Annotated in this window: 16 protein-coding genes; 1 reads left to right on the top strand and 15 read right to left on the bottom strand. The window is 56.5% G+C overall.

The genetic code is table 11. The annotated features are described in order from the left end of the window. Nucleotides 1-10: 10 nt before the first annotated feature. Nucleotides 11-1,363, bottom strand: a complete 1,353-nt coding sequence (locus FE840_RS07470) for an ABC transporter substrate-binding protein (RefSeq protein ID WP_138285472.1) — start codon at nt 1,361-1,363, stop codon at nt 11-13. Nucleotides 1,364-1,654: 291 nt separating this feature from the next. Here FE840_RS07470 and FE840_RS07465 point away from each other — a divergent pair, with 291 nt between their 5' ends. Then, the gene (locus FE840_RS07465) at nt 1,655-2,683 is read left to right on the top strand and encodes a LacI family DNA-binding transcriptional regulator (RefSeq protein ID WP_138285473.1); all 1,029 of its coding nucleotides are present in this window, start codon (nt 1,655-1,657) and stop codon (nt 2,681-2,683) included. A gap of 15 nt (nt 2,684-2,698) precedes the next feature. Here the strand turns inward: FE840_RS07465 and folD are convergent, their stop codons facing one another. The 14 genes from folD to flgK all read right to left on the bottom strand — a co-directional run bounded on the left by folD (nt 2,699) and on the right by flgK (nt 13,835). Continuing rightward, the gene (folD, locus tag FE840_RS07460) at nt 2,699-3,598 is read right to left on the bottom strand and encodes a bifunctional methylenetetrahydrofolate dehydrogenase/methenyltetrahydrofolate cyclohydrolase FolD (protein WP_138285474.1); all 900 of its coding nucleotides are present in this window, start codon (nt 3,596-3,598) and stop codon (nt 2,699-2,701) included. A gap of 126 nt (nt 3,599-3,724) precedes the next feature. Next, on the bottom strand, nt 3,725-4,507 hold the full coding sequence (locus FE840_RS07455) for a WecB/TagA/CpsF family glycosyltransferase (protein WP_138285475.1): 783 nt from the start codon (nt 4,505-4,507) through the stop codon (nt 3,725-3,727). Between the two features lie 211 nt (nt 4,508-4,718). Then, nucleotides 4,719-5,228, bottom strand: a complete 510-nt coding sequence (locus FE840_RS07450; RefSeq protein WP_138285476.1) for a flagellar basal body-associated FliL family protein — start codon at nt 5,226-5,228, stop codon at nt 4,719-4,721. Then, a complete protein-coding gene (locus FE840_RS07445) occupies nt 5,228-5,593 on the bottom strand; it encodes a hypothetical protein (protein ID WP_138285982.1) in 366 nt (121 codons plus the stop codon). Before FE840_RS07445 ends, FE840_RS07450 begins: the two co-directional genes overlap by 1 nt. Before the next feature lie 30 nt (nt 5,594-5,623). Beyond that, nucleotides 5,624-6,187, bottom strand: coding sequence for a rod-binding protein (locus FE840_RS07440; RefSeq protein ID WP_138285477.1), 564 nt, complete (start codon nt 6,185-6,187; stop codon nt 5,624-5,626). 32 nt (nt 6,188-6,219) lie between these two features. Continuing rightward, nucleotides 6,220-6,573 carry a hypothetical protein gene (locus tag FE840_RS07435; protein WP_425502206.1) on the bottom strand — a complete coding sequence of 118 codons (354 nt, stop codon included), beginning with the start codon at nt 6,571-6,573 and terminating at the stop codon, nt 6,220-6,222. A 69-nt stretch (nt 6,574-6,642) separates the two neighbouring features. Beyond that, entirely contained in the window at nt 6,643-7,398 is a 756-nt protein-coding gene (fliR, locus tag FE840_RS07430; RefSeq protein ID WP_138285479.1) for a flagellar biosynthetic protein FliR, read from the bottom strand. Next, nucleotides 7,395-9,482, bottom strand: a complete 2,088-nt coding sequence (flhA, locus tag FE840_RS07425) for a flagellar biosynthesis protein FlhA (RefSeq protein ID WP_138285480.1) — start codon at nt 9,480-9,482, stop codon at nt 7,395-7,397. Before flhA ends, fliR begins: the two co-directional genes overlap by 4 nt. A 226-nt stretch (nt 9,483-9,708) precedes the next feature. After that, nucleotides 9,709-9,975, bottom strand: coding sequence for a flagellar biosynthesis protein FliQ (fliQ, locus tag FE840_RS07420; protein WP_138285481.1), 267 nt, complete (start codon nt 9,973-9,975; stop codon nt 9,709-9,711). 67 nt (nt 9,976-10,042) lie between these two features. After that, nucleotides 10,043-10,480 carry a flagellar hook assembly protein FlgD gene (gene flgD, locus FE840_RS07415; protein ID WP_138285482.1) on the bottom strand — a complete coding sequence of 146 codons (438 nt, stop codon included), beginning with the start codon at nt 10,478-10,480 and terminating at the stop codon, nt 10,043-10,045. Beyond that, nucleotides 10,468-10,920: a flagellar biosynthesis repressor FlbT gene (gene flbT / locus FE840_RS07410; RefSeq protein ID WP_138285483.1), complete on the bottom strand. Its 453-nt coding sequence runs from the start codon at nt 10,918-10,920 to the stop codon at nt 10,468-10,470. Before flbT ends, flgD begins: the two co-directional genes overlap by 13 nt. After that, a complete protein-coding gene (gene flaF / locus FE840_RS07405) occupies nt 10,917-11,264 on the bottom strand; it encodes a flagellar biosynthesis regulator FlaF (protein WP_138285484.1) in 348 nt (115 codons plus the stop codon). Before flaF ends, flbT begins: the two co-directional genes overlap by 4 nt. Before the next feature lie 36 nt (nt 11,265-11,300). Next, nucleotides 11,301-12,362, bottom strand: a complete 1,062-nt coding sequence (locus tag FE840_RS07400; RefSeq protein WP_138285485.1) for a flagellar hook-associated family protein — start codon at nt 12,360-12,362, stop codon at nt 11,301-11,303. 3 nt (nt 12,363-12,365) lie between these two features. Continuing rightward, nucleotides 12,366-13,835 carry a flagellar hook-associated protein FlgK gene (flgK, locus tag FE840_RS07395; RefSeq protein WP_138285486.1) on the bottom strand — a complete coding sequence of 490 codons (1,470 nt, stop codon included), beginning with the start codon at nt 13,833-13,835 and terminating at the stop codon, nt 12,366-12,368. Nucleotides 13,836-13,856 lie beyond the last annotated feature (21 nt).

The following is a 13,856-nucleotide window of genomic DNA, read 5'->3' as shown; positions in this document are numbered from 1 at the left end:
TCACGGCATTCTACTTGATAGCATCCCAAGAGGTCTGGATGCCAGACGCAACATCTTCAGCGGACTTGCCACCGACGAAGTCAACCATGCCGGTCCAGAAGCTTCCGGCACCGACGGCACCCGGCATCAAGTCGGAAGCGTCGAAGCGGAAGGTGGTTGCCTGCAACAGGATGTCGTTCATTTTGCGAACGGTCGGGTCGGTAAAGACTTCGGTATTGACACCCTTGTGCGGTGTCAGGAAGCCCTTCTGTGCCATCCAGATTTCGTGTGCAATCGGCGACTTCAGGAACTCGATGAAGGCGCGAGCCGCCGGGCTATCCTTGGTGATGGTGAAGGTTGTGCCAGCACCAAGAACCGGATTGCCGAGATCCTTGTCCGCATAGGACGGGAAGTAGAAGAAATCGACATCTTCACCGATCGCCGTGCCCTCGGGGAAGAAGGCAGGGATGAAGGAGGCCTGACGGTGCATGTAGCACTGCGGCGGAGAGGCAAACAGGCCCTTCGGGCTATCGCGGAAGTCGGTCGAGGCGACCGCGCCGGCGCCGCCGACTACGAAGGCGTCATTCTTTGCGAACCAGCCAAATTCGTTGATGGCGTTGATGACCACCGGATCGGTGAACTTCATCTCGTTGGAAACCCACTTGTCGTAGTCTTCCGGCGAGGCTGTGCGCAGCATCATGTCCTCAACCCAGTCGGTTGCCGGCCAACCGGTGGCAGCGCCCGAACCGAGACCGATGCACCAGGGCGTACCGCCATCAGCAACGATCTTCTCCGTCAGGGCCTTGAGCTCTTCCATCGACTGCGGAACTTCATAGCCCGCGTCCTCAAAGTTTTCCGGCGAATACCAGACCAGCGACTTCACGTCGGTCTTGTAGGGAAAGCCGAAGAAAGCCCGGTTGCCGTCCTGACCGGCATAGGTCCCAAGGTCGACCCACGACTGACCGGCAGCATAGTTTTCACGGAGCCAGTCGGCGTTTTCGGAGCCAAGATCTGCGAGGAAGCCGCGCTTGGCCATATCGGCAGCAAGGCCTGGCTGCGGGAAGATGGAGATGTTTGGCGCCGAACCTGCCTCCAGATCAACAACGACCTGCTGCTCGAAGCTGTCAGAGCCGGTGTAGCGAACGTCAGCGCCAGTGGCCGCTTCAAAATAGGCAAGAACGCTTTCAACCAGTTCCTGGTCCGGACCGAGCCAGGGGCCGAACACAGTCAGCTGCTCGCCGTTCAGCTGGGTCTTCTTCAGCTCCTCAAAGCTTGCCCAGTTGAACTTCTGATCTTCGCCGGGAGCAAACTTCAATTCCTGTGCACTTGCCGTTCCGGCCAGCAGCGCGGCTGCGGCAACGGTCATCAAAAAGGTTTTCTTCATGTGACATACCTCCCATCACATCTAGACAGCCAAACGTCCTCACGCAGGCACACGCTTTCAAAGCGCTTTGACCCGCAATTCATCACATTCCGAACCGAACTGAGTCAAGAGCTTTTATGAGATTGCCCGAATTAGTCGCAATTTACACCCCCACGATTGTGCAGGTGCGAATTAACAGGGCAAAATATCGCTTGTCGAAAACTAGGGGTATGCGGCATAGTCATAGCGCTTTGGCTGCCGTGGAGGAGCAGGGATGCGACGGCCAGCGGCGACGGAGAGGACAAGAAAGCTGTGAATCTGAAAGAGTTATCGCATTTGCTCGGCTTGTCGCAGACAACGATCAGCCGGGCGCTGAACGGCTATCCCGAGGTCAACGAGGAGACCCGGCAGCGCGTTATGAAGGTCGCGAAAGAAACTGGATATCGCCCAAATCGCGCTGCACAAAGACTTGCGACCGGCAAGGCGGGCTCGATCGGCCTGATCATGCCGATTTCCACCAATCACAGCTCCGACATGCATTTCGCCGAATTCCAGAGCGGCCTTGCCGAAGTCGCGATTGAGCATGACTTTCATTTCGTCATCATGCCGGCGCGCATGCAGGACGAGGAACAGGCAATTCGATGGCTGGTCGCGAGCGGTAGTGTCGACGCCTATTACATCGCCTATGTGCGAGAAAAGGACCCGAGGATCCTGATGGCAAAATCGCTCCCCCTGCCCTTTATCGTGCATGGCCGTTCCGAAGGCCTCGAGTTGGACTACCCCTATCTCGACGTCGACAATGAAGGTGCATTCTTCGATGCGACGCGGTTTCTGCTGCAGCTCGGACACCAACGGATTGCGCTTTTGAACGGTCAGGCTGAACTTGATTTTGCGGTCCGGCGCAAGCGTGGTCTTGAGAAAGCGTTGAAGGAGGCCGGGCTTTCACTCGATCCTGCAACCACGCGTCATGGCTTCATGACGGACGAGCAAGGATATCGCGGCATGGCCGGGATCCTCCGTCTGCCAAACAGGCCGACTGCCGTGCTCTGTGCAAGTACTGTGCTGGCGCTTGGGGCCGTTCGCGCCATCAACGAGGCTGGACTGAAACTCGGCAGGGATGTGTCGCTCATTGCCCATGACGACGAATTGCCTCTCTTGAAGCCTGAGCATTTTTCAACCCCCCTGACCACCACGCGTTCATCTCTGAAAGCCGCCGGCAAACGGATCGCCGAGCGGCTCATCAGCACAATCAAAGGCGTTGACAACAACTATCCTCAACAGGAGTTGTGGAAGGTCGACCTCGTCGTCCGCGCTTCGACAGGACCGGTTCCACGGGCCTAGACTTTGCTGCTTGTTCTAGAAGCGCGGTGCCGCCTTGCCCGCAGCCCTATAGGCCGCAATGACCGTATTGGCCATCAACATGGCGATTGTCATTGGGCCAACTCCGCCCGGCACGGGCGAAATCGCACCGGCCTTTTCCCTGCATTCGTCAAAGGCGACGTCACCGACAAGCTTGGTGCGACCCTCGCCACGTTCGGGCGCAGGAACTCTATTGATGCCGACATCAATCACCGTAGCTCCGGGCTTTACCCAATCTGCCCTGACCATACCCGCGCGTCCGACGGCAGCAACCAAAATATCAGCCTGCCGGGCAAGTTCTGGCAAATTGCGGCTGCGGGAATGACCGATGGTTACGGTCGCGTTGGCGGACAACAAAAGCTGCGCCATCGGCTTGCCGAACAGGTTTGAACGCCCGATCACGAGCGCGTTCAAACCGGACAGGTCAGAACCATGGATCTGACGGACGAGGAGCATTGCGCCCGCTGGTGTGCAGGAAATCAACCCCGTCTGCAGATCGCCCACCGCCAGCTTGCCGGCATTGATGATGTGCAAACCATCCACGTCCTTTTCCGGTCGGATGGACTGTATTACCGGCTCAGAGTTCAGATGCTTTGGAAGAGGCAATTGCACGAGGATTCCGTCGACATCGGGATCGGCGTTCAGCGTTTCGACAATCGCCATCAGGTCTTCTTGGCTCGTCTCTTCCGGCAGAGTGTGCTGAATGGAGTTGAAGCCGCATTGCTTGGCCATCCGGCCCTTGGCGCCAACGTAAGCATGGCTGGCCGGATCGTTGCCAACGATCACCACTGCGAGGCCCGGTCTACGCAGGCCGGCGTTTTCCAGTTCCGCAGCAGCAGAGGTTACCGATGCAACGACCGAAGCGGCCGCTGCCTTGCCATCAATCACAGTTGTCACGACTGCTGTCCCTCGTTATCGTCCACGCCAACCTAGCCACGGACACGCCGGCCCGGTGGCTTGCCAACGTCCTATGCTGTCAAAAAAGCCCCAAAGGCAAGCATGTTTGTCGCAGCAATCTGTGCTTTAGGTTGGTCGAGCGACGGGATTGGTCATCCTGTCGCGCAGGATGTAAAACAGAAAAACCGGAATACCCAGGACATAGCGCCGCCAGAGCCGGGACGGCTCAAGCCAGAGGCGATAGAACCATTCTGCACGAATCTGGCGGATCCAGACTGGCGCACGCGGAACGCGTCCAGACACAAAATCGAAGAGCGCTCCGACACCAATGACGACCCTAGCGTGGTCGGCGGTGACATGGCGGTCAATCCATTTTTCCTGACGCGGGGTTCCCATGGCGACCAAAAGAAGGTCAACCGGCTGCTCAGCGAGATTGGCCAGAATGGTCTCGCCACCCTTGCTGTCAAAGTATCCGTCGGCAACAGGGATGAACTCGTGCCAAGGCGTGTGAAGCTTGAAGTTTGCGGCCGCCTGAGCAAGCACATCAGCGCTTCCTCCGATCAGTCCGACGCGCAAGGGCCTGACCACGAATGTCAGTAAAGCCGGCACGAAATCCGTCCCATTCAGATTGGCGGTAAAGCGCTTGCCGTGAATGAATTGCGACGCGATATCGACGCCGATCCCATCGGGCAAGACGACGCAACGTTCCAGGACCCGGCGGTATTCGGGATCCTGAACCATGATATTGGCATTGTTTGCGTTGAGGAAGGCGAAATGCGTAAAGCGTCGCGTTCCCTGAAGCATGGTCTCAACAGCAGCAAGCGCCTCGGACCAGTTCCAATCATGGACGGGGATGCCAAGGATGGTCTTTGCCGAAGCCTTTGGCCATGCATGAGAAATCGCGTTCATTTTGCCCCTTTTACCGGGCTCTGACCCACCAAGACGGTGACGCCCGGATTCACAGAGGCTGAATATCAAGCCGCGCTAAAATTCACGTTAAGTTCTGCGCGATCATTTTAACAAGACAAACAGGTTTTCGTTTACCTGGGTTTACCTGGTCCAGACACCGGGCAACTCTGCTGCAGCGCCCCTGTTTTGCCTAAAAAGCAGGTTTCTCGCCTTAAGGCTGTTCACCTTCAACAAATTGGGTGCGCTCCATCGGACCCGATGTTTCACCATCGGCAGCCCGACGGGCAGCTTCGCGCGAAACATAATCCAACTGCTCGACCAGCACCCTCTCAACCATCCCCTCACCGAACTGTTCGTTCATGCTCGTCTTGATCTGTTCGCGGAATGCCTCAACATCAAAACTGGATACCCGCGTGATATCGGCCATCTCGTTGCCGACCAGCAGCGTGAACAGTTTGTCCGTCATCAATTCGGTAATCGGCAGTTCCTGATTTTTGAGCTTGTCCGCATTCATCATGAAGGAAATGCGGGTCAGGAAATAACCATTCACGGCACCATCGGCGATCAGGGGAATCGTGATCGATTCACCGGGGACAAGCTGCAGGGGCGTCGCCTGCTCCTCGGCCACCTCAGCCGGCGCCGTCGCCATGCTGATGGAGAAATAAACCGCTCCAAGAGTGACGAGACAAACCCAGATTCCGGCAGCTAGTATCTTGACCATCAGTACTCGCTATAGGTGAACTGTTCCTGCGAATAGGTGCCATCACCATCAGCTTCGCGGACCGCATTTTTCAACAGATCGGCAACGGCGCGAACTGCATTGAGATGGGCTTCGACGCGACGGGCGTTGAGTTCGAGCTTCTTTTTCAGGCTGTGGAGCTGTTCGACATAAGCGATTGCCATGTCGCGCGGGTCGGTATCGCGGCAAAGCATCGTCAGTTCGTAGAGGCAGCGGCTCTTGTGGGCATTCGAAACCTTGAAATCAAAGTCGGGATCCTTGCCGATCCGCTCGTTTTCATTGTCGATAATGCGTTCGAGGCGGCCAAGAACCGTCTTGATACGATAATCACTGGACACAACTTCCATCGTCTGGCCCTCAAGCATTCTATTTCTGTTTTAGTTCTTCTGATCGTCCGCCGAAGCGACACCCAGTGTCCGGCGCTCAAGATCGTGGATCATGCTGATCGCCATGCTGCGATCATTTTCATTGGTGGAGGCATTGATTTCGGTGCCACCGCGCTGGCGTGCCAAGGCGTCACGATACATCTGTTCCGCAACGCCAACCCCACCCGATTCAGCGATCACCGAGCCGAGTTGTTCGGCCATCATGCTCTTCCACATTTCGCCGGCATTGCCCTTGCCGTACACTTCTTCGCTGTCTTCCGGCATCATGGACTTCACGAAATTGCTCAAGAAGACGGCTTCAAACTCGCGATACACCTTGGGTGTTTCAACCGTTCCGCCTTGCCTGACATTCAGATTACCAAGGCCCGCCTCAGTCGACTGAACATCCTTCAGGATGTCGACTGCGGCTCCAAAACCAGCTCCTTTTTCGGCCAGGTTGGTCGCCATGAATTGCGCACGGCTGGCTTTCATTTTTTCCTGAGCGACGGCAACCTGCTGGGGGTCAGCAGCACGCACGACGTCAAGAACCAGGTCGCTTGGCGGTGAAATAGCCACGATGACATCTCCGATGTTGTTCGTGGCGAATATTACTTCTGAAGCTTGCTGGAGGCTGGCGTCGAGAAGCGGAGGTCAATCAGATCATAGATCGCTTCGTCATCCCCCTCCCGGTCTTCGGCGTTGCGGGCTTCCAGCATGTTTTCCTGCAACCTGTCAGCCTTTGTGCGCTCCCGAAGAAGCTTCATTTCTTGAACCTGCTGCAGACCGTTCAGCTGCTTGTCGGTGTTGGACAGTCTGTCGAAACGTTCGGCATAGTTTTGTGCGAAGAGACGATGCAAGGGCTGAAGCGAACCGATGGCTTCCATGACAGTGTTCATGGACTGCGCGTTTTCTTCCAGCCGCTGTGCCGTTACCGCAAGGTCGCTTTCGGCCATGCGCTCCATGTGACGCTGCACGGCAACGAGGCGCTTAAGCTTGTCCGATTTCTTCCGATCAACCAACGACGACCTCCCTCATCCCTCGTAAATCATCGGGAAGTAGCGAGCAAACTGCATGATCATGGCCGCAATCGAGAAGTAGAGCAGCAAAAGACCTCCGATCAGGAGATAGGGCGTCGAAATGAAGAAGACCGGGATCTGCGGCGCCAGCTTGTTGATCAAGCCGATCGAAAAGTTGAACATGAGACCAAAGATGATGAAGGGGCTGGCGAGCCTGAGCATGAGCATGAAGGTCTCAGCCAGCGTATCGGTTAATGTAATCAACATCTTCTGCGCATCGGGGAAACCACCCAGGGGAACCAGCGCGTATGAATCGACAAGCGCCTGAAAGACGACGTGATGAAAATCCAGCATGAACAGCAGCATCAGCCCGCTGAAATTCAGCATGTTGGCGAGCGGGTTCTCGAACGTGTCTTCGATGATGTCCGCCCCGCTTGGCTGGCTTAGACCGATCGTCATGCCGATGACCGTTCCGGCGAACTGGAGACCCAGCACATAAAAGCGTGCAATAAGCCCATACATGGTGCCAATGAGAAGTTCAGCGACGACGAGATAGAGATAACCAGCGCTGCCGGCCGTTCCTTGAACCCGGGGATAGATGGTGTCCCAAAGAACCGGAAGAATGGCCAGAGAAACCGCGAAGGACAGGAACAAACGTGTCGTTACAGATAAACGTGCCGAGGAAAAACCGGGAAGCGCCATGATGCAGCCGCCGATCCGGCAGAAGGCTGCAAACAGGGCGAGGACGGTGCCCTCGGGGTCGGTTATCATGAGATGGAGCCCAGTATCTTTATCTCGATGCCCTTGGCCAGTTCGACATGGGAAAGGACCGGCAAAGTGGCGAACAAGCGTTCGATGATCATGCGCACATAGGAACGTGTTTCGGGCGACGTGACAAGAACGAAGGGCATGCCGCGGTCCATGAATTCACGGATAACCTTGCTTGCCTGCTCGCTGAACTCCTCCAGCGCGCGCGGATCGATGTCAAATTCGACGATCTCGCCCTTTGCATCGCGCTTCAGTGCCTGGTGGAAGATGAGATCCCATTTCGAACCGAGTCGCAATACCCGCAGGACGCCGTTGTCGGCAAGGTCGCCGCAAAGCTGCTGCGCCATGCGAACACGGACATGCTCGACGATCTGCTCGGTCTTGCGGACATGGGGTGCCAGCTCGGCGACCGCTTCGAGAATGATGTGCAGGTTGCGAATGGAGACACGTTCGGCAAGGAGCAGTTTCAGAACCGCCTGCAGTCCGGAGTATGACATGTGCGACGAGCAGATCTCGTCCGCCAGTTTCTTGTATTCGGGATCCAGCCTGTCGATCAGGATTTTCACATCCTTGTAGGAGAGAAGTTGCGGCAGGTTGTTGCGGATCACTTCGCTGACATGGGTCAGGACAACCGAAACGTTGTCGATCGGATGGAAACCCTCGCGCTTCAGGTCTTCGGCGAAGGTTTCCAGGATGGAAACGGCTGGCATTCCGAAGGCAGGCTCGCGGATTTCGTCGCCCGGGACGGAGGGTTTTCGGCCAGAGCCCGTCACGACCAGCACTTCGCCAACGCGCAGGTTGTTTGAAGCCACGGTCGTACCGTGAATCCGGATCTGATAAGATTTCTCGGGGATGGCGATGTCGTCCGTCACCTTTATTTCCGGCACGACGAAGCCGTATTGGCTCGCGAATTTCTTGCGCATCTTGCCAACGCGGAAGGCAAGCTCCTGGTGGGCGCCAAGAAGGCGCGTCGAAACCAGCTTGCCGAGTGCCAGCTCGATTTCGGAGGTTTTCAGAACCGATTTAACCGAATCTTTCTCCGCTTCCTTGTTCTGGATGACCTTCTTTTCCTCCTGCTCGCGCTTGGCTTTGTTCTCGGCCTCAATCTGGCGGGGAATGAACCAGCTGCCAAAGGCCATGATGCCCGCAAGAGCCATGAAGGGCAGGAATGGGAGACCAGGCACAAGAGCAAGCAGCGCCATCATCGCGGCAGAGACTGAGAGGGCGCGCGGATAGCCGCTCAACTGATTGACAACAGCCTGGTCGGTTGAACCCGGCGTACCACCACGAGAGACCAAGAGGCCGGCAGCGAGTGAAACGACGAGTGCCGGCACCTGCGAAACGATACCGTCGCCAACGGACAGGCGAACAAACACGTCAGCGGCCTCGCCGATCTGCATGTCATGGCGGAAATAGCCAATGATGATGCCGCCGATGACGTTGATCGCAGTAATGATCAGACCAGCGATGGCATCACCACGCACGAATTTCGAGGCACCGTCCATTGCACCGAAGAAGGAGCTTTCCTGCTCCAGTTCCTGACGGCGATGCTGGGCTTCCTTTTCGTTGATGATGCCGGCCGAAAGGTCGGCGTCAATGGACATCTGCTTGCCAGGGATGGCGTCCAGGGTAAAGCGGGCGCCGACTTCCGCTATACGGGTCGCACCCTTGGTGATGACGATGAAGTTCACGGTGATCAGGATCAGAAAGACGATCAAACCGATGACGAAGTCACCGCCCATGACGAGCTCGGCAAAGCCGGCGATGACGCCGCCGGCGGCATCGTGGCCCTCATGTCCATTCGACAAAATCACGCGCGTCGTGGCGATGTTGAGCGCCAGACGGACCATCGTCGCAATCAGGAGAATTGTCGGAAAGGACGAGAAATCGAGGGGACGCTGGATCCAGAGCGCAACCATCAGGATCAGCACGGAGAAGGCAATCGAAAATGCGAGGCCGACGTCGATCAGGAAGGGCGGAATAGGCAGGAAAAGAATGCACAGGATTACGACTATGCCAAGAGCAAATCCAATGTCGCGTCCGGCCGGGCTGACTTTGGGAATTACGATTGCAGGTGGTTGCGCCATGTCCAGTTCCGTCTCTTCATGAGAAGGCACCCGAAATCACACTCTTCGGGTAGCTTGTAACGAGGAGTAGGTGCTGAAGCTTGCGCGAGGGTGGTACCAGTGACCTTCTCGCAAAGCGCGGCCATCACTTTACCGGGAGTAGCTGCCTTGCCACAACCGCCAACCAACTGACGGATGTCAACGCGGTTGAATGTAACGGATCGATATTGATCGCGAAGACGGCTGATTAGAAACTCGTCTGAATCCGCGAGAAAACCAGATTTGCGAACAGGGAAATCTGGGCGCCGACAAAGGGTGCGGTAACGCCAACGGTAACAAGGATGGCCAGGATCTTCGGCACGAAGGTCAGCGTCATTTCTTGGATCTGGGTCAGCGCCTGAACAAGCGCAATCAGGACGCCAACCAACATGGCGACACCGACCGCAGGACCGGAAGCAACCAGGATGGTCCAGACTGCGGCCTGCATGATATCGAGCGCATCTGCTTCATTCATGGCGAATCATTCACCCAGTTCTGCGCGGGAATCGCGCAGCCGCTATCGAAGTAACATTGCCTTTGGCTCAGGTCGAGCCATTAGCAGTCGGAGTTCCAACGCGAACGCCAACAACAATCGGGATTTCCTTGCCGTCAGTCGTTGTCGCCACCATGGTGTCGGCATAGACTCGAACCGAGGCAACAGTGCCGGTGATCTTCTCATCGGCACTCGTAATCTGCTTTCCGATATAGGTGGAAGCATTGGTCAAAGCATTGCCAGTGATCAATGTTTCCAGATTCGCATTTGTCTGGATCGTCTGCTCAACCTGCGAAAAGGTCGCGAGCTGGGATATCTGCTCGGTCGCATCCATCGGGTTTGTTGGATCCTGGTTCTTCATCTGCGCGATCAAGAGTTTCAGGAAGGAGTCGTAATCGAGATTGGCTTTCGCCTTAGCGCCGGCGGCCGTGTTACTGTTCGCTGACGTCGTCGCTGTATTGGCAGAGAGTGGGTCTACCGTTGCCATGGAGCCATCTCCTTACGGATGTGTTCAACCGTTGCAGGGGCCATTTCCTGGGTGTTCAGGATGCGATCCTCCAGCGGATAGAGCGAACGGATCGCCTTGAGCGCATCAAAGGCGCGCCCGGACGACACCTGTGCATCGATGCGCTTCAGTTCGGCAAGGATTTCGTCGTTCTGGAAACAGGCCAGCAGCATCGTGATCGACTTGCGGAACATCGCCATAGACTGTTCCTTGCCTTCAGGATTGATCAGCATCATCTGAGCGATGAAGTAGAGCTGTCGCAGCGGTGTCGTTGCCTGCTCAGGCTGGAGAACGTGGTTTTCCAAGAGGAAAGTGACATCGTTCAGAAACTCAAGTGCAACCTTGCGGTCCACGCGCAGAACCGCACCATTGATGAAAATACGTTCGCCCGACTTGAGCGAGATGCGCAGTGTGCTCTTCATTTAAGTCCATCCTTGATGATGGTGGTCACGTCGATGATGCCTTGGAAATTAGTGGACTGCCTCATGCGGATCAGTTCACATTCCTTAAGTATCCATATGGCAATGGAGATGAGATTGGCCTTCAGGTCCGGGGCAAGCTGGTTTTCCGGATCTCGCAGGTCCTCGATCAAGCGAACCCAGACGCGTCTCGTGAAATAAAGCGCTTCAATGGCCTCGCGGGAGTAACCTTCTTTGTCGCGCGCCGCTGTCATGAGCTGGATCGAACGGGCCAAAGCTTGGCGCTCGCGATCCTTGGCGTCGGCAATGCCGTCCTCCATGATCTCGGCGTAGGAAAACTGATACATTCACTTGCCCTTCATCTTCATGTTTCCCTTTGGTCATCAAAGGTAGTTCACCAGACTGAGCTGCTGGATCCTGGACGTCAGTGTATAAGACACCTCAACCAGAGCCGTCAGATTGGAGATTTTCGTTGATGCCTCTTCGGCATCAACGCCGACCTTGCTGGTAAAGGTGCGTTTCAGAATATCGATCTGCACCTGCAGCGATTCATTTGCGCTTTTCAGTCGTGCCTGCGACAGACCCAGTTCAGCACGCACCGTCGTCAGGTTCGAGTTTGCGACACCCGTGTACTCGATGGCCTTTGTGCTGACTTGACTGCGGGCCGCCTCATTCAGATTGAGGCCCAGCAGTTCCTTCGCCACCACTGCGGCCAGGGCAAAATAGCGCATTCCGGTTTCATTCGCACTGGCCGAACTGACAACTGTTTCGGTCGGCGTGATCCGACTGGTAATGACCTCGTTTGTCGCGCTCGACCAGTCTGTCAGGTAATTCGCCCCGGAATACATCGGTTCGATCACGTTCGTGATAAAGTCGTCCATGCTGGGCGCCGGCCCGGTTGCCACAATAGCAGCTGTATTCGGACTTGCTTGATTAAAGCCGAAATAGGTTAGGAACGCGTTATCGAAGGCAGTTTTGGCCGCGGAAGTGGGTGTGTATTCCTGAAGCGGTTTTACGTCCGTGTTGATACCGGCAAAAAGAAACTCGCCCGAAAATGAAAGGTTCGCCATGCTGGTAAAGGTGCTCAGCGAGGCATCTACCGACTGCTGAACGGTTTGGAGAGTCGTGCCGCCCGTTGTGCCGGCCAATGCCGTCAGAGCCTTGATCATGTTGTCCGCAGCGGTTGCCATCTGTGAGAGGGCTTCCTGCGAGGCATTCAGGCGCTGGTCGGCGATCGCATTGTTGGTCTTCAGCGAATCCAGCCGGTCACTGTCACGGGTGATGTCGACAACAGTCGCTGTCTGGGCACCGAGCGTTGCGCCAATGTCTGCAAAGGTGCCGGTAACAATTTCGGTTCGGGCTTTGAGCAACTCACTTTGTGCTTCCTGCATCGTGAGCCGCATCTGCGTGCGGGTGGATATGTTGGAGACGTAGGAGGTCGACATATCTTATCCTGCCATCTGGATGACCGCCGCCAGCATCTCGTCGACCGTGGAAACGAGCTTGGCTGCTGCCTTGTAGGACTGCTCAACATCGAGCAGCAGGGAGAGTTCTTCATCGAGGCTGACGCCAGTCTCGGATGCATAGGCCTGGAACGAGCGCTCATAGAGAGCGGTCTTGTTTTCGTTGCCAGCAGTGGCATTGGACCGCAGTTCCTCAATCCAACCGATCGAGTCACTTGCAAACTGCAGCAGGTTCGTGTTGCTCTTCAGATCCGCTGCGGGATCAAAGGCCCGATCGACACTCATCTGATTGATGTAGTTGTTGAGAAGCGTCGTGTAGGATGCGCTGTTGGTGGTGTTGCGGATATAGGCTGCGCCATTGATGCCGCCGTCACGCAAGAGCAGGGGATTGCCACCCGACGCTGGAACGACAGCCGAATTCACTCTCAGAAGGCCAGCGAGACCTGGAACGACCGTCCCGGATGCCGGAACAGTCGGCGGGATGGGCGCCGTGGACCATGTGAAGAGGCCCGGACGATCAGGATTGACGGCTGTTGGGTCACTCTCGCGGAATGCCTCGACAAGGGCGCGCGCCACCTCATCGAGTTGACTTTGGTATTTTGGTGCAATCTCGTCACGCAACTGCAGAAGCGCCGGCAAGGAGCCCTGTGCCGTTGTATTGCCGCCCTGTCCCGGATTGACCTGAGCGCCATCGATGAACAGGGCGTTGCCAGTCACCGTCGCATCATAGGACAGTGTGCGCGTGAAGCTTACCGTGCGAGGGATCGTTTCGAATAGGGTGGTGCCGTCATAGGTGTACAACGCCATGTCATTGTTTGGGCGGACGACAGCCTTGATGCCGATCATCCCGGAGATTTCCTTGACGAGGGTCTCCCGACGGTCCAGAGCATCGAAGTCCTGCTCGCCGACTGCCGTCGCATTGACGACCTTGTCGTTGACGACCTCGAATTCAGCAAGCGCCTTGTTCAGCTTTTCGACCTGGGTCGCAATGGCCGCATCCGAGTCCCGCCTGACCCTCTGCACGACATCTGTTGCATTGCTGAGAGATCGAACCACATCCTCGGCATCCGATACGACAGAGGCCGCGAGGGTGAACTGCCCCGGCGATGCTGCGTAGGTTTCGAGGCTTTTGCGGAGGTTGCTCAGATAGGTCGACGGCGACAGCTCGTATTCGTTGCCACCCAGAGACGATGTCATCGTGGTAAGGCCTTCGAGCAACGTCTTCTGGCCGACCTGTGCAGAGCTGGCTTCGGTCAACTGGCGCAGCAAGGCCTGCTGCTGCGCCCTGTCTGTGCTGGTGACAGTCGCACCATAGATCGTGTTGACAACCGTCGCTGACCGCCGGACGTAGTTCTCATTCTCCGTGTTGGCGATGTTCGTCGAAAGGACCGAGGTCTGTTCGCTCGTGTTCCGAAAGATCGCCTTGGCGGTATTGAGACTGGTGGTAAGCGACATGGGGCTGCCCTTGCTACGGTA

Source organism: Peteryoungia desertarenae (assembly GCF_005860795.2).
Taxonomy (GTDB): Bacteria; Pseudomonadota; Alphaproteobacteria; order Rhizobiales; family Rhizobiaceae; genus Allorhizobium; species Allorhizobium desertarenae.
Note: the sequence above shows the minus strand (reverse complement) of the source record. Positions and strands in the feature narration are given on the sequence as shown.